The organism is Agromyces sp. P2_B3 (assembly GCF_056404815.1).
The window spans coordinates 25,052-44,695 of sequence record NZ_JBFUDH010000009.1 but is presented as its reverse complement, the minus strand read 5'-3'; the positions used below and the strand labels follow the sequence as shown (position 1 = coordinate 44,695).

Genomic DNA, 19,644 nt, shown 5'->3' with positions numbered 1-19,644 from the left:
CGGCGCGCCCCCGCCCACGACGTCGGGGACGCCACGTGCCGGAGCGCGGCCTCAGGCGGGAACGACGAGGGCGGTCGCGATCGCCGCGATGCCCTCGCCACGGCCGGTGAAGCCCAGCCCGTCGGTGGTCGTGGCCGACAGGCTCACCGGCGCGCCGAGGATGCCCGAGAGCATCGCCTCGGCCTCCGCCCTGCGGGGTGCGAGCTTGGGGCGGTTGCCGATGACCTGCACCGACACGTTGCCGACGGCGAACCCGGCGTCGCGGAGCAGCCGCACGACCTCGGCGAGGAAGACCTCACCGTGCGCGCCGTCGAATCGCGGGTCGCTCGTGCCGAAGACGGCGCCCACGTCGCCGAGGCCGGCCGCCGCGAGCAGCGCGTCGCAGATGGCGTGGCTGGCCGCGTCGCCGTCGCTGTGCCCGGCGAGCCCGCGCTCCCCGGGCCAGGCGAGGCCCGCGAGCCACATGGGCGTGTTCGGGTCGTCGGCGAAGGCGTGCACGTCGACCCCCGTGCCGGTGCGCACGACCGGTGGCCGCGCCGCGTCGACGGAGGCGGCAGGCTGGGAGGCCTCCCGCGCCGGCGTCAACGACCCCGTCCGTGAACGACCGGCAGCCCGCTCGGCGACGATCGACTCGGCACGACGGAGGTCGGCGGGCAGCGTCACCTTGAACGAGCGCGCGTCGCCCGGCACCACGTCGACGGCGATGCCGGCGGATGCCGCGAGCGCCGCGTCATCCGTGTACTCCTCGGTGGCCCGGGCGTACGCGGCCTGCAGCGCGGAGCGCGGGAACCCCTGCGGGGTCTGCACGGCGGCGAGCTCTGATCGGTCGACCGTCTCCACCACCCGGCCGTGCGGCCCGACGCGCTTGATGGTGTCGACCACGTCGAGCCCGGGAACCACGCCGTGACCGCGGGCGCGAACCGCGGCGACGACCTCGTCGAAGACGATGGACGGGGTGAGCGGGCGCGCGGCATCGTGCACGAGCACGGTGTCGACGACGTGCGGCACGAGCGCGAGCCCGGCGGCGACCGAAGCCTGGCGCGTGGCACCGCCGGCGACCACGTCGAGCGGGGCGGATGCCGCGGCGGCGGCCTCGGCGAAGCGCTCGCGCGTCTCGCCGACGCGGTCGGCGGGCGCCACGATGACGACGTGCGGCGTCTCCCGCATGCCGAGCACGGCATCGAGGGCGACGCCCAGCATCGTGTCGTCGCCGAGGGGCACGAACGCCTTGGGCTCGGAGTGCCCCAGGCGGGTGCCGCTGCCCGCGGCGACGACGATGACGGCGACCCTTGACGCGCTCATGGCACGAGCGTAGCGCGCGTCACCGGCCACGAGCGCGCGAACGCCGCCGGCCTGGGGCCGACGGCGTCGCGGGGTTCGAGACTAGGAGGCGAGGACCTCGTCGAGCACGGTCGACGCCTGCTCCTCGTCGGTCTTCTCGGCGAGCGCGAGCTCGGAGATGAGGATCTGCCGAGCCTTGGCCAGCATCCGCTTCTCACCAGCGGACAGGCCGCGGTCCTGGTCACGACGCCACAGGTCGCGTACGACCTCGGAGACCTTGATCACGTCGCCGGAGGCGAGCTTCTCGAGGTTCGCCTTGTAGCGGCGCGACCAGTTGGTCGGCTCTTCGGTGAAGGGTGCGCGCAGCACCTCGAAGACCCGGTCGAGGCCTTCCTTGCCGATGACGTCACGAACGCCGACGAGGTCGACGTTCTCTGCGGGAACCTCGATGACGAGGTCACCCTGCGTGACGTTCAGCTTGAGGTAGAGCTTCTCTTCACCCTTGATGATCCGTTTCTTCACCTCGGTGATCGTTGCGGCTCCGTGGTGGGGGTAAACGACGGTTTCGCCAACCTCAAAAAGCATGAATGAATGTCCTTTCGGCAACTATCAGGATATCACATTCCGGATCGTGCTAAGGTTCGCCACCCCTCCCCGGACGGGCTCCCGCCGTAGGCTACACTCGGATCGATTCCCTTCGCGCGGGCTCGCATCCGTTCGCGCGCACGCTCGCACTTGGAGGTTCTGTGAAGGCGCGTCTCGCGGCATCCGCTGCTCTGGCCCTCGGTCTCGCACTGGGCGCGAGCGGCTGCTCGATGCTCACCTACCAGGCGACGACCGAGAAGTACGACGCGAGCGACGGCGTCTCGGTCGACGTGGGCGACCTCGACCTTCGCAACGTGCTCGTGGTCAGCGAAGACGGGGAAGACGGCATCCTCGTGATGACCGTCGTGAACAACGGCGACGACGACGTCGAGCTCGGCGTGCAGTTCGGCGAGGGCGGCGGCGACACCCAGACGGTCGAGATCGAGGCCGGCGGCACGGCCGCATTCGGCGTCGACGAGGTCGAGGGCATCGACGTGCTCGACCCGATCGTGCTCGAGGGCATCGACACGATGCCCGGCGCGCTCCTGTCCATGTACTTCCAGTACGGCGACAACGAGGGCATCCAGAAGCAGGTGCCCGTGCTCGACGCCCGCCTGGCGGAGTACAACCACCTCTCCTCTAAGTAGGTCCGACTTCCGAAGGGGCGGATGCCGCGGCATCCGCCCCTTCGTCGTGTCGGCGCTGAGGCGCTCCTTCGCTGAGGCGCTCTGGCGCTCAGGCGCTCAGGCGCTCAGGCCTCGAAGCGGTAGCCCAGTCCCCGCACGGTGACGAGCTGCACGGGCTCCGAGGGCTCCGCCTCGATCTTCGAGCGGATGCGCTTGATGTGCACGTCGAGCGTCTTGGTGTCGCCGAAGTAGTCGGAGCCCCAGACCCGGTCGATCAGCTGGCCGCGGGTCAGCACACGGCCGGGATTGCGCATGAGCAGCTCGAGCAGCTCGAATTCCTTCAGCGGCATGGGCACGGGGTCGCCGTCCACCTCGACCGTGTGCCGGTCGACGTCCATGCGCACGCGCCCGCCCTCGAGGATCGCCTCGTCGAAGTCCTCCACCTCGATGCGGCGCCGGAGGACGGCCCGGATCCGGGCGAGCAGCTCCCGCGTCGAGTACGGCTTGGTCACGTAGTCGTCGGCGCCGAGCTCGAGGCCCACGACGATGTCGATCTCGGAGTCCTTCGCGGTGACCATGATGATCGGCACCGTCGAACGGGTGCGCAACTCCCGGCACACCTCGGTGCCCGGCAGCCCGGGCAGCATCAGGTCGAGCAGCACGAGGTCGGCGCCGTCCTGGTCGAACGCCGCGATGGCCGACGGGCCGTCCGCAGCGACGACCACCTCGTAGCCCTCGCGCTCCAGCAGGAAGCTCAGCGGGTCGCTGAGGGCGATCTCGTCTTCGACGAGCAGGATGCGGGTCAACTCGGTTCTCCTCGGTCGGGGGTGGCCACGCGGGCGGCGCGGTCGGCGCCCTTCCGGGCGGCGCGGTCGCTGGTCTTGCGTGAGCTCGCGGGGCGCGGCTGGTCGGGCTGCTGCTTCGGTTGCGAAGGGACTCGCTCGGGGTCGTCGGCGGGCAGCGCGTCCTCGGCGCGTGGCAGCCGGATGATGAAGGTCGACCCGCGACCCGGCGTCGACCACACGCGCACGTCGCCGCCGTGGTTCTGCACGGTGTGCTTCACGATGCTGAGTCCGAGCCCGGTGCCGCCGGTGTTGCGCGAACGGGCCTGGTCGACGCGGTAGAAGCGCTCGAAGACGCGCTCGAGGTCGTCGCCCTCGATGCCGATGCCCTGGTCGGTGACGGCGATCTCCACCGTGTCGCCGACCACCTTCGCCCCGACGCCCACCCGGCCGCCCTCGTTCGAGTACGCGATGGCGTTGGCGATGAGGTTGTGCACCGCCACGATCATGAGCGAGCGGTCGCCGTAGACGATGGCCTTGTTGGAGGTGCGCACGGCGATCTCCACGTGCTTCGCCGTCGCGACGACGCGGTTCTGGTCGACCGCCGCCGCCACCACGTCGTCGACGCGCACGCGGACGTCGGGTCGGAGGGCGTCGCGCGCCTGCAGCCGCGACAGCTCGATGACCTCGCTCGTGATGTGCGCGAGGCGGCTCGCCTCGACCGTCAGCCGGCCGGCGAAGCGCCGCACCTGCTCGGGCTCGTCGGCCGCCTGGTCGAGCGCTTCGGCGAGCAGGCTCACCGACGCGATCGGCGTCTTCAGCTCGTGGCTGATGTTCGCGACGAAGTCGCGTCGCACCTCGTCGAGCCGATGCGCCTCGGTGCGGTCCTCGGCGAGGAGGAGGACAAATCGGGTGCCGAGGCGCGCCACGCGGACGCGCAGCCTGATGGTGCCCTCGCCGTAGGGCCCTCGCGCGACGTCGATCTCCTCGACCACGGCCTCGCCCGTGCGTCGCACGCCGGCGACGAGGTCGAGGAGCTCGGGATGCACGAGCGCCTGCTGGCGCACGAGGCCCATGGCCAGGGCACCGGGCGAGGCCCTGAGCACGTTGTTCGACGGATCGAGCACGACGCCCGCCGACTCGAGCACCTCGAGCACCTGGTCGATGCCGTCGGGGATGGTGGGCGCGACCACCCTCGCCGCACTCGATCCGCGCCGTTCGGCGATGTGCAGCACGATCATGAAGGCGGCGCCGATGAAGACGCCGAAGGCCAGCGCGGTGAGCACCAGCCACATGGAGTCCATGGGTTCACCCTAACCAGTGCGATCGGCTGCTCCGCCCGCTGCCCCCGGCCCCCCGGCGGTAGGTTAACGAGTGTTCAGGCTCCCGGTACCTGTTGTTCACCCGTCGCGGGGATGATGTCCGGGGCTGGATGAGACCGGTGCGTCCGCGCGCGCTTCGGCGCCGGACCGAACAGACAAGGATTTCCACATGCGTGAGGTGTTCCAGCAGGAACTGCGCGAGGTGCAGGACCGACTCGTCGAGATCGCCGAGCTCGTGGCCATCTCGATCGAGAAGGCCACGCGGGCGTTCAACGAGTCCGACGTGAGCCTGGCCGAAGAGGTGATCGCCGAGGACCCGCGCATCGACCAGGCCACGTTGGCGCTCGACGAGCACGCGGTCACCATCCTCGCGCGGCAGCAGCCCGTCGCCCGAGATCTCCGCATCGTCGTGAGCGCGCTGCGCATCAGCGCCTCGCTCGAGCGCATGGGCGACCTGGCGACGCACATCTCGCAGCTCGCCCGCTACCGGTTCCCCGACAAGGTGGTACCCAAGTCGCTCCGCGGCACCTTCGCCGAGATGGGCGCGCTCGACGTCGAGATCTCGCAGAAGCTCGCCGAGCTCCTGCGCAGCGAGGACGTCAACCTCGCCGAGGAGATCCGCAACGAGGACGACAAGGTCGACGCGCTGCACCTCTCGGTCTTCGACCGGGTGCTGGGCGAGAAGTGGAAGGGCGAGGCCGTCGACACCGTCGACGCCACGCTGGCGAGCCGCTACCACGAGCGGTTCGCCGACCACGCGGTGGCCATCGCGAAGATGGTGCAGTACCTCGCGACCGGCGACTGGGACCCCGAGAAGTCGGCGGCCTCGTCGCTCTGAGCCGAGACCGCACGACGAAGGGCGGGGGATGTCGCATCCCCCGCCCTTCGTCGTGTGCCGGTGCGGCTACTTCTTGCCCTGGGCGGCGACGGCGGCCGCGCCCGCCGCGGCGGCCTCGGGGTCGAGGTAGCGGCCGGGCTCGAGCGGCATGTAGTCGTCGCCCAGCTCGTACACGAGCGGGATGCCGGTGGGGATGTTGAGCTCGGCGATGTCGTCGTCGGAGATCCCGTCGAGGTGCTTCACGAGGGCGCGGAGCGAGTTGCCGTGCGCGGTGACCAGCACCGTCTTCCCGGTGGCGAGGTCGGGGATGATGTCCGACTCCCAGTACGGGAGCATTCGCGCGATGACGTCCTTCAGGCACTCGGTGCGCGGCAGCTCGTCGTCGGCGAGGTCGGCGTAGCGGGGGTCGCCGACCTGCGACCACTCGGCATCGTCGGCGAGCACCGGCGGCGGGACGTCGAAGGATCGACGCCAGAGCTGGAACTGCTCGGGACCGTACTTCTCCAGCGTCTCGGCCTTGTCGAGCCCCTGCAGCGCGCCGTAGTGACGCTCGTTGAGCCGCCAGGAACGGCGCACGTCGATCCAGGCGCGGTCGGCGACGTCGAGGGCGATGTTCGCGGTCTGGATGGCGCGGGTGAGCACCGAGGTGTGCTGCACGTCGGGCAGCACCCCGTGCTCGACGAGGAGCTCGCCGGCGCGCTTCGCCTCCTGGAGGCCGAGTTCGCTGAGTCGCACGTCGACCCATCCGGTGAACAGGTTCTTCTGGTTCCATTCGCTGTTGCCGTGGCGCAGCAGCACGAGCGTGTGAGGCATGGGGAACAGCCTAGCCGCGGCGGCATCCGTGGCCCGCGCTGCGAGACCTCCCGCGTCGCCCTGCGAGACTTGGGGCATGCCCGTCGGATCGATCACGCGCGGCACGACGAACACCAACCGGCTGCGCCGCGTCGACCGGTGGATCGCCGCGCAGCCCGCCCTCCTGCACGCCGCCGACCCCTTCGTCGTCGACCTGGGCTTCGGCGCGAGCGCCGTGACGACGTTCGAGCTCGCCGCACGCGTCATCCGGTCGCGCCCCGACGTCGAGGTGCTCGGCCTCGAGATCGACCCGGCGCGGGTCCGCACCGCGCGTGAGCAGCTCGACCGCATGCGCGCCGGCGACGGGCACTTCCCCGCCGGCCTGCCCGTCACGTTCGGCCTCGGCGGCTTCGAGGTGCCGACACCCGACGCACGCCGTCCCGCGGTGATCCGCGCGTTCAACGTGCTCCGGCAGTACGACGAGGCGCAGGTCGACGCGGCCTGGCGGCGGATGTCGGCGCGCCTCTCGCCCGGCGGCCTCGTGGTCGAGGGCACCTGCGACGAGCTCGGCCGGGTGTCGAGCTGGGTGGGCGTCACGGCCGAGGGGCCGCGCACCTTCACGATCAGCCTGCGCCGGTCGGGCCTCGAGCGGCCCTCGATCGTCGCCGAGCGGCTGCCGAAGGCGCTCATCCACCGCAACGTGCCCGGCGAGCGCATCCACGAGCTGCTCGCGACCCTCGACCGCGCCTGGCGGGTGCACGCGCCGATGTCGGTCTACGGCGGCTCGCAGCGGTGGATCGCCGCCGTGGCCACCCTCCGGCACGAGGGCTGGCCCGTGATCGGCGGGCCGCGTCGCTCGCGCCTCGGGGAGCTCACCGTGCCGTGGGACGCGGTCGCGCCCGTCTGAACGCCGAGTTCCCGCCTCAGTCGGCGGGGAGCAGCTCCCGCGCCCCGTCGAGGTCGAGCCCGGTCGCGGTCAACAGGTCGACGAGGTAGGGCCGCAGCGCGGTGATCGTGTTCCGGTCGCCGACCGGACCGTCGGGCAGGATCGCCACGGGATCGAGATGGCGCGCGATCTCGGCGAACGCCTGCCGCGCGATCGGCTGCGCCGACACGTCGCGCATCGAGTCGGCGAGCGGCCCCAGCGCCACCGCGACGCGAGCGTGCACGTCGGCGACCTCGGGCCGGGCTCGTCCGTCGCGCAGCACCCATTCGATCCGGCGCGCGATGATGCGCAGGTTCCTCGTCGCGAGGTCGAGCCCGCCGAGCATCACCCGCTGCCGCTCGAGGTCGAACTTCGCCCGATGCACGATCGGCGAGACGCGCGCGATCGCGAGGCCCGAGTCGACCGACGCCATCCACGCCTCGACGAGGGGCTGCGTCGCCCTGGCTCGCGAGAGCGCCCGGCCCGCGGCATCCGTGCTCCCCGACCGCAGCGCCTCGGCGAGCTCGCCGAGCACCGCCACGTGCTCGTCGATGAGGCGACGCCCCTCACGCGTGGCCGCGCGGTAGGGGTCGCGCGGGATGATCGCCGTCGCGGCGAGCGCGAACGCCCCGCCCACGATGGCGTCGACCGTTCGCACGAACGGGCCACCGGCGGGCGCGGGCACGAGCATGACGAGCGAGCACTGCACGGCGGCCGCGATGGCGAAGGCCGCGTTCGCCGACACCAGCCGCGCGAGTGCGAGCGTGAGGGCCAGTGCCAGCGCGTACTGCCAGATTCCGGCGCCGAACGCGAGCAGCAGCACCTCGGCAAGCACGATGCCGAGGGTCATCGCGACCACGGTCTCGAGCACCCGCACGGGACGGGCGTCGCGCACGAAGCCGAGCGCGGTGATCGCGACGATCGCCGCGATCAGCGGCTGGGCGTGGCCGAGCACGAGCGAGGCGAAGGCATACGCCGCGACGGCCGTGACGGTGATCTGCAGGATCGCGGGAAGGGAGTCGCGGACCCGGATCGAGCCGGCCGCGAGGCGCGCGCCGACCCGGCCCGAGGCGCTCACTTGCGGACGCCGAGCCTCGGCAGTCTGGGCACGTCGACGGCGGCACCGGCGTCGGCCGGGACGATCTCGACCTGTGCGGCGGCGACGTCGATGCCGTGGCTCTCGACGATGAGGGTCAGGTCCGCGGGCACCGCGCGCTTCACGACCGCCAGGGCCACCGGGCCGAGCTCGTGGTGCATGGCACTCGAGGTGACGTGGCCGACCTCGCGTCGCTGGGGCGCCTCGCCCTCGGCGGGTTCGGGCCGCACCTTCTCGCCCACCACGATATCGCCGGGGGCGGGCAGCACCGTGTCGCTGCCGTCGAGGTGCAGGAGCACGAGGCGGCGCGGCGGCCGGCCGAGGTTCAGCACCTTGGCCACGGTCTCCTGCCCCTTGTAGCAGCCCTTGCCCAGGTCGACCGCGCTGCGCAGCCAGTCGAGCTCGTGCGGGATCGACTTCTCGTCGACCTCGGTGGCGAGCCTGGGCCGCCACGCCGCGATGCGCAGCGCCTCGGCCGCGAGCGAGCCGGCCACGGCCACGCGACCGGCGCGGACGGCCGCGGCCGCCTCGGCGAGCGCGTCGCGCGGCACGATGCGTTCGATCCAGTGCCAGTCGGATGCCGGGTGGCCGGCGTCGGCCGCGTAGCGGTGCGCGTTCGGGGCGGGCGACGACCACGGGTCGGCCCAGTCGAGCGCCACCCCCGCCGGCGCGTACGCGGGCACCGCCGCATCGAGGGCCGACGACGACATCGCGGCGACGACCGCCAGCTCGCCCGATCGGTCGCCGACCTCGACGCGCAGCATGAACCGCATGCGGTCGAGGAAGGCGGCCAGCGGTGCGGCATCCGTGCCCTCGACGATGAGCCACGCGGTCTCGCCGTCGTCGACGACGTGCACCACGTGCTCGATGCGACCGGACGCGTCGAGGAAGAGCGCCTCTGCGGCGATGCCGGGTGCGAGCCGGTCGAGCGCCTGGCTCGCCATCGAGTGCAGCCAGCTGAGTCGGTCGGGCCCGGTGACCGAGAGCACCCCGCGATCGGAGAGGTCGACGATCGCGTCGCCCCGTTCGAGGCGGCGCTGCTCGACGATGGGGTTGCCGTAGTGGCCGGGCACGCCCGCGTCGACGCCCTCGGCGGGCACGGCGCCGGGCAGCGCGAGGAAGGGCGATCCGGTCATCAGTCGACCTTCGCGAGCCGGGCGGACGCGTGCGTGCGCAGGTCCTGCCCGAGTGCGGCGATGTCCCAGGCCCACAGCAGGTGGCCGTCGACCAGGCCGTAGAGGCGGGTGGCGGCCGCGTAGTCCTTCGCGCCGGCCGTGCGCATCACGGCGTCGGTGGCGAGGTCGATGCGCGGGCCCTTGACCTGCCCGAGGTAGAGCTCGGCGACACCCCCGGGGTGCACGAGCGAGACCTCGAGATCGAATCCGCCGGTCGCATTACGCAGTGTTTCGACGGACTCCGCGTCGGGATAGCGGTTCTCGCCCACGGCGGGCAGCAGCGCGGGGCCCGGGTCGCCCTCCCCCAGCGGGCGCTCGATGCGCCAGTACCCCGTCTCGGTCGCGAGCGGCCTCGGGTCGCCGTCGGGCTCCTCGGGGAAGAGCCACGTGTACGACGTGTAGTTCAGGTGCGGCAGGCCGTCATGGCTGAAGCTCACGCGCTGGCCGAACTCATGGGTGATCGACTCGTCGCCCACCTTGTAGTCGATGACGCCCGAGCCCTCCCAGACCCCGATGAGCCAGGAGAGCGGCACGAGCTCGGCCGGAAGGTCGACGGGAAGCTCGATCATCGGATCAGCGCTGGCCCTTGAAGAGCTTGTACACGACGACGCCGCTGATCCACGCGATGGCGAGGCTCGCGAGCCCGAGCAGGCCGATGAAGAGGAGTTCGAGGGCGAGCAGCTGCGACATGGCGTCGAGTCTACCCGCTCACCCGAAGGCGACGGGCGCCACGGCGATCGCCGCGATGAGCATCACCACGGCGGCGCCGGCGATGCTCGTGCTGGTGCGCGTGACGAAGCCGCCGGGCTTCCGCGACGCGAGTTCGACGATGAGCGCGGCCAGCACGGATGCTGCGAACGCGACGCACAGCGCACCGTAGACCCCGAGCGACGAGGCGTCGCCGAACCACGCACCGGTGCCCGAGTACGCGCCGGAGACGACGAGGACCGCACCGACCGCCGCGATGGCCCAGACGAGCACGATCCGCGGCCAGCCGCCTCGGGTCTCAGAGCCCGCTCGCATGTTCCCCCCGTTCGCGTCGCACAGCCGGTGTCCGGCGTCACGTAGTATTGACCGCACCTTACTACTGGAGGGTGTGCGTGGCGCAGTTACTGATCCTGTCGCCGGCGGCAAACGATGAGGTTCTCCCGGCGTTGTCACTCCTGACTCACCGAACGAGGGTCATCCCCGCTTCGCCTGAGCAGCTGGTCAGAGCGCCAGAATCCGATCTCGTGTTCCTCGACGCCCGCACGAACCTCGCGGGTGCGAAGGCGCTGTCGCAGATCCTTCGCACGACGGGACTGTCGGTTCCCCTCCTGCTCATCGTCACGGAGGGCGGCCTCACCGCGGTCACGCCCGACTGGGGCGTCGACGACGTGGTGCTCATGGACGCCGGGCCCGCCGAGGTCGATGCGCGCATCCGCCTCGCCCTCGGCCGGGCACAGTCTGCGCAGCCGTCGGAGCGCATCCAGACCTCCGGCGTCGTCATCGACGAGGCCAGCTACTCGGCGAAGGTGCACGGCCGCACCCTCGACCTCACGTACAAGGAGTTCGAGCTCCTCCGCTTCCTCGCCGCGCACCCCTCGCGCGTGTTCACCCGCGAGCAGCTGCTCAGCGAGGTGTGGGGCTACGACTACTTCGGCGGCACCCGCACGGTGGACGTGCACGTGCGGCGCCTCCGGGCCAAGCTCGGCGACCTCGACAGCCTCATCGGCACCGTTCGCAACGTGGGCTACCGCTTCAACGTGCACGAGGAAGACGACCAGGGCGCGCCGACCGTCACCGCACGTTAACGTCGCACCCCCCGCCTGTGGCGGGCCGGGTGGCATGATGAGTGGATGACCGACAGCGCCCTCGACGAAGACCGCACCGCCAGCGACTTCGACGACGACTTCGAGCCGTTCGACATCGAAGGCGCGCCCGAACTTCCCGCCGAACGCTACCTCGACCGCGAGCTCAGCTGGCTCGCGTTCAACCAGCGCGTGCTGGAGCTCGCCGAGGACCCGCTGCTGCCCGTGCTGGAGCGCGCCAACTTCCTCGCCATCTTCGCGTCGAACCTCGACGAGTTCTTCATGGTGCGGGTCGCGGGCCTGAAGCGCCGCATCGTCACGGGCCTCGCCGTGCCCACCAACGTGGGCCGCGCCCCGCACGACGTCCTGAGCGACATCTCGAAGAAGGCGCACGAGCTGCAGGAACGCCATTCGGCCGCCTACCAGGAGCTCGTCAAGCCCGCGCTGGCCGAGTCCGGCATCCACGTCGTCGCCTGGTCCGACCTGGGCGAACGCGAGACGGCGCACCTGCGCGCCTACTTCTCGGCGCAGATCTTCCCGGTGCTCATGCCGCTCGCGGTCGACCCGGCGCATCCGTTCCCCTACATCTCGGGCCTCTCGCTCAATCTCTCGGTGCGCGTGCGCAACAGCCGCACCGGCCGTCAGGAGTTCGCCCGCGTCAAGGTGCCGCAGATGCTCCCCCGGTTCGTGCGCGTCGACCCCGAGGAGTCGATCGAGGACGCCAGGTACGTCACGCTCGAGGACCTCATCGCGAACCACCTGGGCGACCTCTTCCCCGGCATGGAGATCGTCGAGCACCACGTGTTCCGCATCACCCGCAACGAGGACGTCGAGATCGAGGAGGACGAGACCGAGAACCTCATCAAGGCGCTCGAGAAGGAGCTCCTCCGGCGCCGGTTCGGTCCGCCCATCCGCCTCGAGATCACCGAGGACATGGACGACGTGACCCTGGGCCTGCTCGTGCGCGAGCTCGATGTCACCGAGCAGGAGGTCTTCCGCCTCCCGGCCCCGCTCGACCTGGGCGGGCTGTTCGACCTCGCCCGGCTCGACCGGCCCGAGCTCCACTACCCCACGCACGTGCCCACCACGAACGCGCACCTGCTGCCGTCGGAGCCGAACCGGCAGGCCGACATCTTCAAGGCCGTCTCCCGGCAGGACGTCCTCCTCCACCACCCCTACGAGTCGTTCGCGACGAGCGTGCAGGCCTTCCTCGAACAGGCCGCCGCCGACCCCGACGTGCTCGCCATCAAGCAGACGCTCTACCGCACGTCGGGCGACAGCCCCATCGTCGAGGCGCTCATCGACGCGGCCGAGTCGGGCAAGCAGGTGCTCGCCCTCGTCGAGATCAAGGCGCGGTTCGACGAGCAGGCGAACATCTCGTGGGCGCGCAAGCTCGAGAAGGCCGGCGTGCACGTCGTCTACGGCCTCGTCGGGCTGAAGACGCACTGCAAGCTCGCCCTCGTGATCCGGCAGGAGAAGGGCGGCCTCCGCCACTACAGCCACATCGGCACGGGAAACTACAACCCGAAGACGAGCCGCATCTACGAGGACCTCGGCCTGCTCACCGCCGACGATCAGGTCGGCAAGGACCTCACCCGCCTCTTCAACGAGCTCTCGGGCTACGCGATCGAGAAGAAGTTCAAGCGCCTGCTCGTCGCGCCGCTGCACCTGCGCAAGGGCCTGCTCAAGCTCATCGCCACCGAGACGCGCAACGCCGAGGCCGGCCGGCCCAGCGGCATCCGCATCAAGGTGAACTCGATCGTCGACGAGGCGATCATCGATGCGCTGTACCGCGCGTCGAACGCGGGCGTGCCCGTCGACGTCTGGGTGCGGGGCATCTGCAGCCTGCGCCCGGGCATCCCCGGGCTCAGCGAGAACATCCGCGTGCGTTCGATCCTCGGGCGCTACCTGGAGCACTCGCGGATCTTCTCGTTCCTCAACGACGGCGACCCGCAGGTGTTCATCGGCTCCGCCGACATGATGCACCGCAACCTCGACCGTCGGGTGGAGGCACTCGTGCGACTCGTCGACCCCGAGCACCTCACCGAGATCGCGGCCCTGTTCGACCGGGCGATGGACGACCGGACGAGCTCGTGGCACCTGTCGGGCGACGGGGAATGGGTGCGGCACTGGATCGACGACGCGGGGCATCCGCTGGAGGACATGCAGTCGAAGCTGATGCAGCAGATCGGCCAGCGTACCCGTCCGGGGAAGCGGCGTTGACCGCCACGGCCATCTACGCGGCCGGCGCCGTGTGCTGGCGCGTCATCGACGGCCGGATCCACGTGCTCGTCGTGCACCGCACCGCGTACGGTGACGTCACCATCCCCAAGGGCAAGGTCGACCCGGGCGAGTCGCTCCCCCGCACGGCGGTGCGCGAGATCGCCGAGGAGACCGGCCTCGACGTCGCGCTCGGCGTGCCGCTCGGCGTCTCGCGCTACCCGCTGCCCAGCGGGCGCGAGAAGATCGTGCACTACTGGGCCGCCGAGGTGAGCGAACGCGCCGTCCAGCGATCGACGTTCAAGCCGAACTCAGAGATCGCCGCCCTCGAGTGGGTCACGGTGAAGCGCGCCCGCGGCTACCTCAGCTACGAACCCGACGTCGAGATCCTCGACACGTTCGCGAAGCTGCTCGACCAGGGCGTCACGAGCACCTTCCCGCTCCTTCTGGTGCGGCACGGCAAGGCCGTCTCACGGGGCGGATGGAAGGGCACGGATGCCGCGCGCCCGCTCGCCGAGCGCGGCGTGCAGCAGGCGGCCGCGCTCGTCGACACGATCACGGCGTGGGCGCCCCGGCGCATCGTCACGTCGCCCGCGGTGCGTTGCGTCACCACGGTCGCGCCCCTCGCCGCCGCCACCGGCATCCCGATCAAGCGCGACGAGGGCATCAGCCAGGACGCCTGGGAGTCGGGCAACGACGAGGTGCGCCGCGTCGTCGGCAAGCGCGTGCGCGCGGGCAAGCCGGCCGTGATCTGCGGACACGGTCCCGTGCTGCCCGAGATGGTGCGCGAGATCGCCTTGGCGACGGCCACGCCGCTCGGTTCGTACGTGACGGATGCCGCGGGGCTCGAGCCCGGCGCCTTCAGCGTGGTGCACCTCTCGGCCACGAACTCCGGCTCGGGCATCGTCGCCATCGAGACGCACGCGCCCCGCGCCTGACGCGGTCGCGCGGGCGGCTTCCGGGGAACTCCCAGCCCGCGGCATCCGTGCGACAGGGCTCGTTCACCTGCCGTTTACCGTCGTGGCGGAAGCTCGTAAGGCGCGCGGCTTAGCGTCGCAGGCGGGCCGGCACCCGGCCCATCCCCTGCAATCAGAACCCCGGAAGGGAATCACGTGAACCTCAAGCGTTTCGGCGTGCCCGTCGTCGTCGCCATCACCGCGGCGATCGCGCTCAGCTCCTGCGCCGCGAACGAGGGCGGCACCGCCGCCTCGGAGTCGGCCTCGTCGCTCTCGGGCAACCTCGTCGGCGCCGGCGCGTCCTCGCAGGATGCCGCACAGCAGGCGTGGATCGCCGGCTTCCAGACGGCCAACCCCGACGTGACGATCGACTACGACCCCTCGGGCTCGGGCGCAGGCCGCGAGACCTTCCTCGAGGGTGCGAGCGACTTCGCCGGCTCGGACCGCGCGTTCAAGGACGAGGAGATCGCCGCCGGCGGCTTCGCCAAGTGCGCCGCCGACACCTCGGTGGTCGAGCTGCCCATGTACATCTCCCCCATCGCGGTGATCTTCAACGTCGAGGGCGTCGACACGCTCAACCTCGACGCCGCGACCATCGCGGGCATCTTCGCCGGCACCATCACGAACTGGAACGACGAGGCCATCGTCGCGCTGAACCCCGACGCGACGCTGCCCGACCTAGCGATCACGCCCGTGCACCGCTCCGACGACTCGGGCACCACCGAGAACTTCACCGACTACCTCGGCGCCGCGGCTCCCGACGTGTGGACGTATGAGGCCGACGGCGTCTGGCCGTTCGAGGGCGGCGAGGCCGCACAGGGCACCTCGGGCGTCGTCGACGCGGTCACCAACGGCACCGGCACCATCGGCTACGCCGACGCCTCGCGCGCCGGCGACCTGGGCACCGTCGCGGTGCAGGTCGGCGACGACTTCGTCGAGTTCTCGCCCGAGGCCGCCGCGGCCATCGTCGACGCCTCGCCCGAGGCCGAGGGTCGCGCCGACGGCGACATCGCCATCGAGATCGACCGCACCTCCGAGGAGGCCGGCGTCTACCCGATCGTGCTCGTGAGCTACATCATCGGCTGCCAGGACTACGAGGACGACGAGAACGTCGAGCTCGTGAAGTCGTACTTCTCGTACATGGCCAGCCCCGAGGGCCAGAACGTGGCGGCTGACGCCGCCGGCTCTGCGCCGATCTCGGACAGCCTGCGCGAGCAGATCACGGCTGCGATCGACTCGATCCAGTAGTAGGTTCGTGCCCGACCCCGACGTTTCCTCATGAACGCGACGGGGTCGGGCACGGTCATGTCCCACGATCCACCATCACCTGAACTCGAGGATCACGCCAGATGAGCACCGCCACCACCGCCATCAAGGCGAAGCAGCGACCGGGCGACCGGGTCTTCTCGGGCTCCGCGGTCTTCGCGGGATCGATGATCCTCGTCACGCTCGCCGCCGTCGCCGTCTTCCTGATCGTGCAGAGCCTTCCCGCGCTCGTCGCGAGCCACGAGGACGCGTCGATCCTCACCGACAACTTCTGGAACTACGTCGGTCCCCTGCTCTTCGGCACGGTGTGGGCCGCGGCCCTCGCCCTGCTCATGGCCATCCCGGTCTCGATCGGCATCGCCCTCTTCATCTCGCACTACGCGCCGCGCCGCCTCGCCTCGGTCCTGGGCTACATCGTCGACCTGCTCGCCGCGGTGCCCTCCGTGGTCTTCGGCCTCTGGGGCATCGGCGTGCTCGCCCCGGCGGTGCAGCCGGTGTACTCCTGGCTCGTCGACAACTTCGGCTGGTTCCCCCTCTTCGCCGGCCCCGTCTCGGGCACCGGCCGCACGATCCTCACCGCCGCCATCGTGCTCGCCGTGATGGTGCTGCCGATCATGACCGCGATCTGCCGCGAGGTGTTCCTGCAGACCCCGGTCCTCCACGAGGAGGCCGCACTCGCGCTCGGCGCCACCCGGTGGGAGATGATCCGCACCGCCGTGCTGCCCTTCGGCCGCTCGGGCATCGTCTCCGCCGCGGTCCTCGGCCTCGGCCGGGCGCTCGGCGAGACGATGGCCGTCGCCATGGTGCTCTCCGCCAGCGGCGCGGTCACGTTCAAGCTGCTGACCTCGGTGAACCCGTCGACGATCGCCGCGAACATCGCCCTGACGTTCCCCGAGGCCTACGGCATGAACGTCAACGTGCTCATCGCGACGGGCCTCATCCTCTTCATCGTGACCTTCGTGGTCAACGCCATCGCACGCTGGATCGTCAGCCGCCGCAAGGAATTCTCGGGAGCCAACTGATGTCCGTCACGACGAAGCCCGAGCCCACCGCCGTCGCGGTGCCCATCGAGAACTCCCTGACCGCCGGGCGCCTGCCCACCCCCGCACCGTGGATGATCCTCGGCGCAGCCATCCTCGTTGCGGCCGCGATCTTCGGCGTGCTCGCCCTCGCCGACGGCAGCGGATTCAACTGGGGCGGCGCGCTCCTCGTCGGCGCCGTCCTCTACATCCCGTCGATCTGGCTCTTCTCGATGCTCGTCGAGGGCCGCCGGCGGGCCATGGACCGCCTCGTCACGGCGCTCGTGACGGGTGCCTTCGTGCTCGCGATGATCCCGCTCATCTCGCTCACCATCACCGTCATCACGTTCGGGCTCAACCGGTTCGACGCGGACTTCTTCACGATGTCGATGCGCAACGTGACCGGCGAGGGCGGCGGCGTGCTGCACGCGATCGTCGGCACGGTGCTCATGACGGGCACCGCGGCGATCATCTCCATCCCCATTGGCCTGATGACCTCGATCTACCTCGTCGAGTACGGCCGCGGGCGCCTCGCGCGGGGCATCACGTTCCTCGTCGACGTCATGACCGGCATCCCGTCGATCGTCGCCGGCCTCTTCGCCTACGCCCTGTTCTCGATCTTCCTGGGGCCGGGCACCCGCACGGGCATCGCCGGCGCCGTCGCCCTGTCGGTCCTGATGATCCCCGTGGTCGTGCGGTCGAGCGAGGAGATGCTCCGCCTCGTGCCGAACGAGCTGCGCGAGGCGGCCTTCGCCCTCGGCGTGCCGAAGTGGCTCACCATCGTGAAGGTGGTCCTCCCGACGTCCATCGCCGGCATCACGACCGGCATCATGCTCTCGATCTCGCGGGTCATCGGCGAGACCGCGCCGCTCCTCATCGCGGCGGGGTTCACGCAGAGCATGAACTGGAACCTGTTCGACGGTCGCATGTCGTCGCTGCCCGTCTTCGTCTACACGCAGTACGCCAACCAGGGCAATCCGCCCGAGGCGTACCTCGACCGCGCGTGGGCCGCCGCGCTCACCCTCATCCTCATCGTCATGGCGCTGAACCTCATCGCCCGTCTCGTCGCCAAGTTCTTCGCACCGAAGTTCGGCCGCTGACCCTCCCCCAGTAAGGAAATCCGTGTCAAAGCGCATCGAAGTCCGCGACCTCAACGTCTACTACAGCAAGTTCCTCGCTGTGGAGGGCGTGAGCCTCGAGATCGAGCCCCGCAGCGTCACCGCCTTCATCGGCCCGTCGGGCTGCGGCAAGTCGACCTTCCTCCGCACGCTCAACCGCATGCACGAGGTGATCCCCGGCGCGCGCGTCGAGGGCGAGGTGCTCGTCGACGGCAACAACCTGTACGACCCCGACGTCGACCCGGTGCTCGTGCGGCGCCAGGTGGGCATGGTCTTCCAGCGACCCAACCCGTTCCCCACGATGTCCATCAAGGAGAACGTGCTCGCGGGCGTGAAGCTCAACAACCGGCGCATCTCCAAGACGGATGCCGACGACCTCGTCGAGAAGTCGCTGCGCGGCGCCAACCTCTGGAACGAGGTCAAGGACCGCCTCGACCGCCCCGGATCGGGCCTCTCGGGCGGCCAGCAGCAGCGCCTCTGCATCGCCCGCGCCATCGCGGTGTCGCCCGAGGTCATCCTCATGGACGAGCCGTGCTCGGCGCTCGACCCGATCTCCACGCTCGCGATCGAGGACCTCATCGAGGAGCTCAAGCTGCAGTACACGATCGTCATCGTGACGCACAACATGCAGCAGGCCAGCCGCGTCTCCGACAAGACGGCGTTCTTCAACATCGCCGGCACCGGCAAGCCGGGCAACCTCATCGAGTACGCGGACACCACCACGATCTTCTCGAACCCGACCGTGCAGGCCACCGAGGACTACGTGTCGGGCCGCTTCGGCTGATCACCGCCCCTTCGCCGACGGCGACCGTCAGTCGCGCGGGCTCAGCAGGTACGCGTTGAGGTCGCGCGTCTCCTCCACGTCGTAGGGCATCGGCTGCCCGTCGAGTTCGGTGATGCCCGCGGCCAGCCGCACGCTCGACACGAGCCACGCGGCATCCGCAGACCTGAGCTCGTCGACGGGGATGTCGCGGTACTCGGTGCGCCGACCGGATGCCTCGAGGTGCTCGAACAGGCTCAGCTGGGTCGTGCCGTGGAGGATGGCGCCCGAGGGCGCGGGGGTGGACCAGACCTCGCCGTGCCGGAGGATGACGCTCGAGGTCGGGCCCTCCATGACGTAGCCGTCGCTCGTGACGAAGATCGTGTCGTCCGCGCCACGGCGGCGCGCCTCGCGGAGCGCCGCCATGTTCACGGCGTAGCTCAGCGTCTTCGCCCCGAGGAGCAGCCAGGGTGCGCGCTCGGCGGTGCCGCGGTCGTAGCCGCGATCGAGCGTGACGACGCGGATGCCGCGCTCGCGCACCGCGCTGAAGTCGGCCGCGGGCGCCACGTGCAACCACGCGGTGGGCGCCGGCCCGTGCTCGACGCCACGGCTCAGCACGAGCTTGAGCGCGAACTCGCCCGTCACCGGAAGGCTCGCGACGACTCGCGCGATGGCCGCCTCCCATTGCGGGAGGTTCGGCTCGGGCAGCTCGCAGATGCGCGCCGAGTTGCGGAGCCGCTCGAGGTGCGGCCGGGCCTCCTGCGGGTGGCCGTCGACCACGCCGATGGTCTCGAAGATGCCATCGCCGCGCTGCGTCGAGAGCTCGCCCACCCGGAGCGCGGGAGCCGAGGCATCCACCTCGCGGAACGTGCGGTCGAGATCGGTCGCGGGGGCGTCGGCGGGCAGCGGTTCGATCAGCAGGGTGAGCGTGTCGGGCATCCTCCGATGCTACGCGGACGAGCCGGTGCTGGGAGGGCCGAGCCGGGCCGGAAGGGATGACGACCGGGCGTCGGCCGCGCCCGGGCATGAAAATGCCGGGCCGCAGAACGCCTCTCGGCGCGAGGCCGCTCGGAGCGGCGAATATTGGAGCCCG

General features: G+C 70.8%; 20 protein-coding genes. 10 read left to right on the top strand and 10 right to left on the bottom strand.

Annotated elements, in window-relative coordinates; all coding sequences use genetic code 11:
• Positions 1-51: 51 nt before the first annotated feature.
• Together ispD and AC1DZA_RS13900 are read right to left on the bottom strand one after the other, a co-directional pair.
• On the bottom strand, positions 52-1,302 hold the full coding sequence (gene ispD / locus AC1DZA_RS13905) for a 2-C-methyl-D-erythritol 4-phosphate cytidylyltransferase (protein ID WP_476773182.1): 1,251 nt from the start codon (positions 1,300-1,302) through the stop codon (positions 52-54).
• A gap of 81 nt (positions 1,303-1,383) precedes the next feature.
• On the bottom strand, positions 1,384-1,866 hold the full coding sequence (locus AC1DZA_RS13900) for a CarD family transcriptional regulator (RefSeq protein WP_159603022.1): 483 nt from the start codon (positions 1,864-1,866) through the stop codon (positions 1,384-1,386).
• A gap of 161 nt (positions 1,867-2,027) precedes the next feature.
• Between AC1DZA_RS13900 and AC1DZA_RS13895 the strand changes: the two genes are divergently transcribed.
• Entirely contained in the window at positions 2,028-2,513 is a 486-nt protein-coding gene (locus AC1DZA_RS13895; protein WP_476773181.1) for a hypothetical protein, read from the top strand.
• Positions 2,514-2,617: 104 nt separating this feature from the next.
• Here the strand turns inward: AC1DZA_RS13895 and AC1DZA_RS13890 are convergent, their stop codons facing one another.
• Both AC1DZA_RS13890 and AC1DZA_RS13885 read right to left on the bottom strand, forming a co-directional pair.
• A complete protein-coding gene (locus tag AC1DZA_RS13890) occupies positions 2,618-3,298 on the bottom strand; it encodes a response regulator transcription factor (protein ID WP_159603026.1) in 681 nt (226 codons plus the stop codon).
• Positions 3,295-4,578, bottom strand: coding sequence for a sensor histidine kinase (locus AC1DZA_RS13885; protein ID WP_476773180.1), 1,284 nt, complete (start codon positions 4,576-4,578; stop codon positions 3,295-3,297). The genes AC1DZA_RS13890 and AC1DZA_RS13885 overlap by 4 nt, the downstream gene beginning before the upstream one ends.
• Positions 4,579-4,765: 187 nt before the next feature.
• Here AC1DZA_RS13885 and phoU point away from each other — a divergent pair, with 187 nt between their 5' ends.
• Positions 4,766-5,434, top strand: a complete 669-nt coding sequence (gene phoU, locus AC1DZA_RS13880; RefSeq protein ID WP_309977592.1) for a phosphate signaling complex protein PhoU — start codon at positions 4,766-4,768, stop codon at positions 5,432-5,434.
• A gap of 66 nt (positions 5,435-5,500) precedes the next feature.
• On the opposite strand, the gene AC1DZA_RS13875 is transcribed toward phoU, so the two are convergent.
• Entirely contained in the window at positions 5,501-6,247 is a 747-nt protein-coding gene (locus tag AC1DZA_RS13875; RefSeq protein ID WP_476763248.1) for a phosphoglyceromutase, read from the bottom strand.
• Between the two features lie 76 nt (positions 6,248-6,323).
• On the opposite strand from AC1DZA_RS13875, the gene AC1DZA_RS13870 reads away from it, so the two are divergent.
• The gene (locus AC1DZA_RS13870) at positions 6,324-7,133 is read left to right on the top strand and encodes a class I SAM-dependent methyltransferase (protein WP_476763249.1); all 810 of its coding nucleotides are present in this window, start codon (positions 6,324-6,326) and stop codon (positions 7,131-7,133) included.
• A 16-nt stretch (positions 7,134-7,149) separates the two neighbouring features.
• Here the strand turns inward: AC1DZA_RS13870 and AC1DZA_RS13865 are convergent, their stop codons facing one another.
• From AC1DZA_RS13865 to AC1DZA_RS13850, 4 genes are all read right to left on the bottom strand, one after another.
• A complete protein-coding gene (locus AC1DZA_RS13865; protein ID WP_476773179.1) occupies positions 7,150-8,229 on the bottom strand; it encodes an FUSC family protein in 1,080 nt (359 codons plus the stop codon).
• The gene (gene ygfZ, locus AC1DZA_RS13860; protein WP_476773178.1) at positions 8,226-9,383 is read right to left on the bottom strand and encodes a CAF17-like 4Fe-4S cluster assembly/insertion protein YgfZ; all 1,158 of its coding nucleotides are present in this window, start codon (positions 9,381-9,383) and stop codon (positions 8,226-8,228) included. The genes AC1DZA_RS13865 and ygfZ overlap by 4 nt, the downstream gene beginning before the upstream one ends.
• Complete coding sequence (locus AC1DZA_RS13855; protein ID WP_476761385.1) at positions 9,383-9,991, bottom strand: nitrobindin family protein; 609 nt, start codon at positions 9,989-9,991, stop codon at positions 9,383-9,385. The genes ygfZ and AC1DZA_RS13855 overlap by 1 nt, the downstream gene beginning before the upstream one ends.
• Before the next feature lie 139 nt (positions 9,992-10,130).
• A complete protein-coding gene (locus AC1DZA_RS13850; RefSeq protein ID WP_309977581.1) occupies positions 10,131-10,445 on the bottom strand; it encodes a hypothetical protein in 315 nt (104 codons plus the stop codon).
• A 77-nt stretch (positions 10,446-10,522) separates the two neighbouring features.
• On the opposite strand from AC1DZA_RS13850, the gene AC1DZA_RS13845 reads away from it, so the two are divergent.
• The 7 genes from AC1DZA_RS13845 (at position 10,523) to pstB (ending at position 18,575) form a co-directional block, all read left to right on the top strand.
• Positions 10,523-11,215 (top strand): winged helix-turn-helix transcriptional regulator, encoded by a 693-nt coding sequence (locus AC1DZA_RS13845; protein WP_309977579.1) that lies wholly within the window; start codon positions 10,523-10,525, stop codon positions 11,213-11,215.
• A gap of 45 nt (positions 11,216-11,260) precedes the next feature.
• The gene (locus tag AC1DZA_RS13840) at positions 11,261-13,435 is read left to right on the top strand and encodes an RNA degradosome polyphosphate kinase (RefSeq protein WP_476773177.1); all 2,175 of its coding nucleotides are present in this window, start codon (positions 11,261-11,263) and stop codon (positions 13,433-13,435) included.
• Positions 13,432-14,370, top strand: a complete 939-nt coding sequence (locus AC1DZA_RS13835) for an NUDIX hydrolase (RefSeq protein WP_476761382.1) — start codon at positions 13,432-13,434, stop codon at positions 14,368-14,370. The genes AC1DZA_RS13840 and AC1DZA_RS13835 overlap by 4 nt, the downstream gene beginning before the upstream one ends.
• Positions 14,371-14,544: 174 nt before the next feature.
• Complete coding sequence (gene pstS, locus AC1DZA_RS13830) at positions 14,545-15,636, top strand: phosphate ABC transporter substrate-binding protein PstS (protein WP_476773176.1); 1,092 nt, start codon at positions 14,545-14,547, stop codon at positions 15,634-15,636.
• Between the two features lie 101 nt (positions 15,637-15,737).
• Positions 15,738-16,676, top strand: a complete 939-nt coding sequence (gene pstC, locus AC1DZA_RS13825; RefSeq protein WP_476761380.1) for a phosphate ABC transporter permease subunit PstC — start codon at positions 15,738-15,740, stop codon at positions 16,674-16,676.
• Positions 16,676-17,773 carry a phosphate ABC transporter permease PstA gene (pstA, locus tag AC1DZA_RS13820; RefSeq protein WP_309977571.1) on the top strand — a complete coding sequence of 366 codons (1,098 nt, stop codon included), beginning with the start codon at positions 16,676-16,678 and terminating at the stop codon, positions 17,771-17,773. The genes pstC and pstA overlap by 1 nt, the downstream gene beginning before the upstream one ends.
• Before the next feature lie 22 nt (positions 17,774-17,795).
• Positions 17,796-18,575 (top strand): phosphate ABC transporter ATP-binding protein PstB, encoded by a 780-nt coding sequence (gene pstB, locus AC1DZA_RS13815; protein ID WP_309977569.1) that lies wholly within the window; start codon positions 17,796-17,798, stop codon positions 18,573-18,575.
• Positions 18,576-18,602: 27 nt separating this feature from the next.
• On the opposite strand, the gene AC1DZA_RS13810 is transcribed toward pstB, so the two are convergent.
• Positions 18,603-19,490, bottom strand: coding sequence for an aminodeoxychorismate lyase (locus AC1DZA_RS13810; RefSeq protein WP_476773175.1), 888 nt, complete (start codon positions 19,488-19,490; stop codon positions 18,603-18,605).
• Positions 19,491-19,644: the final 154 nt, after the last annotated feature.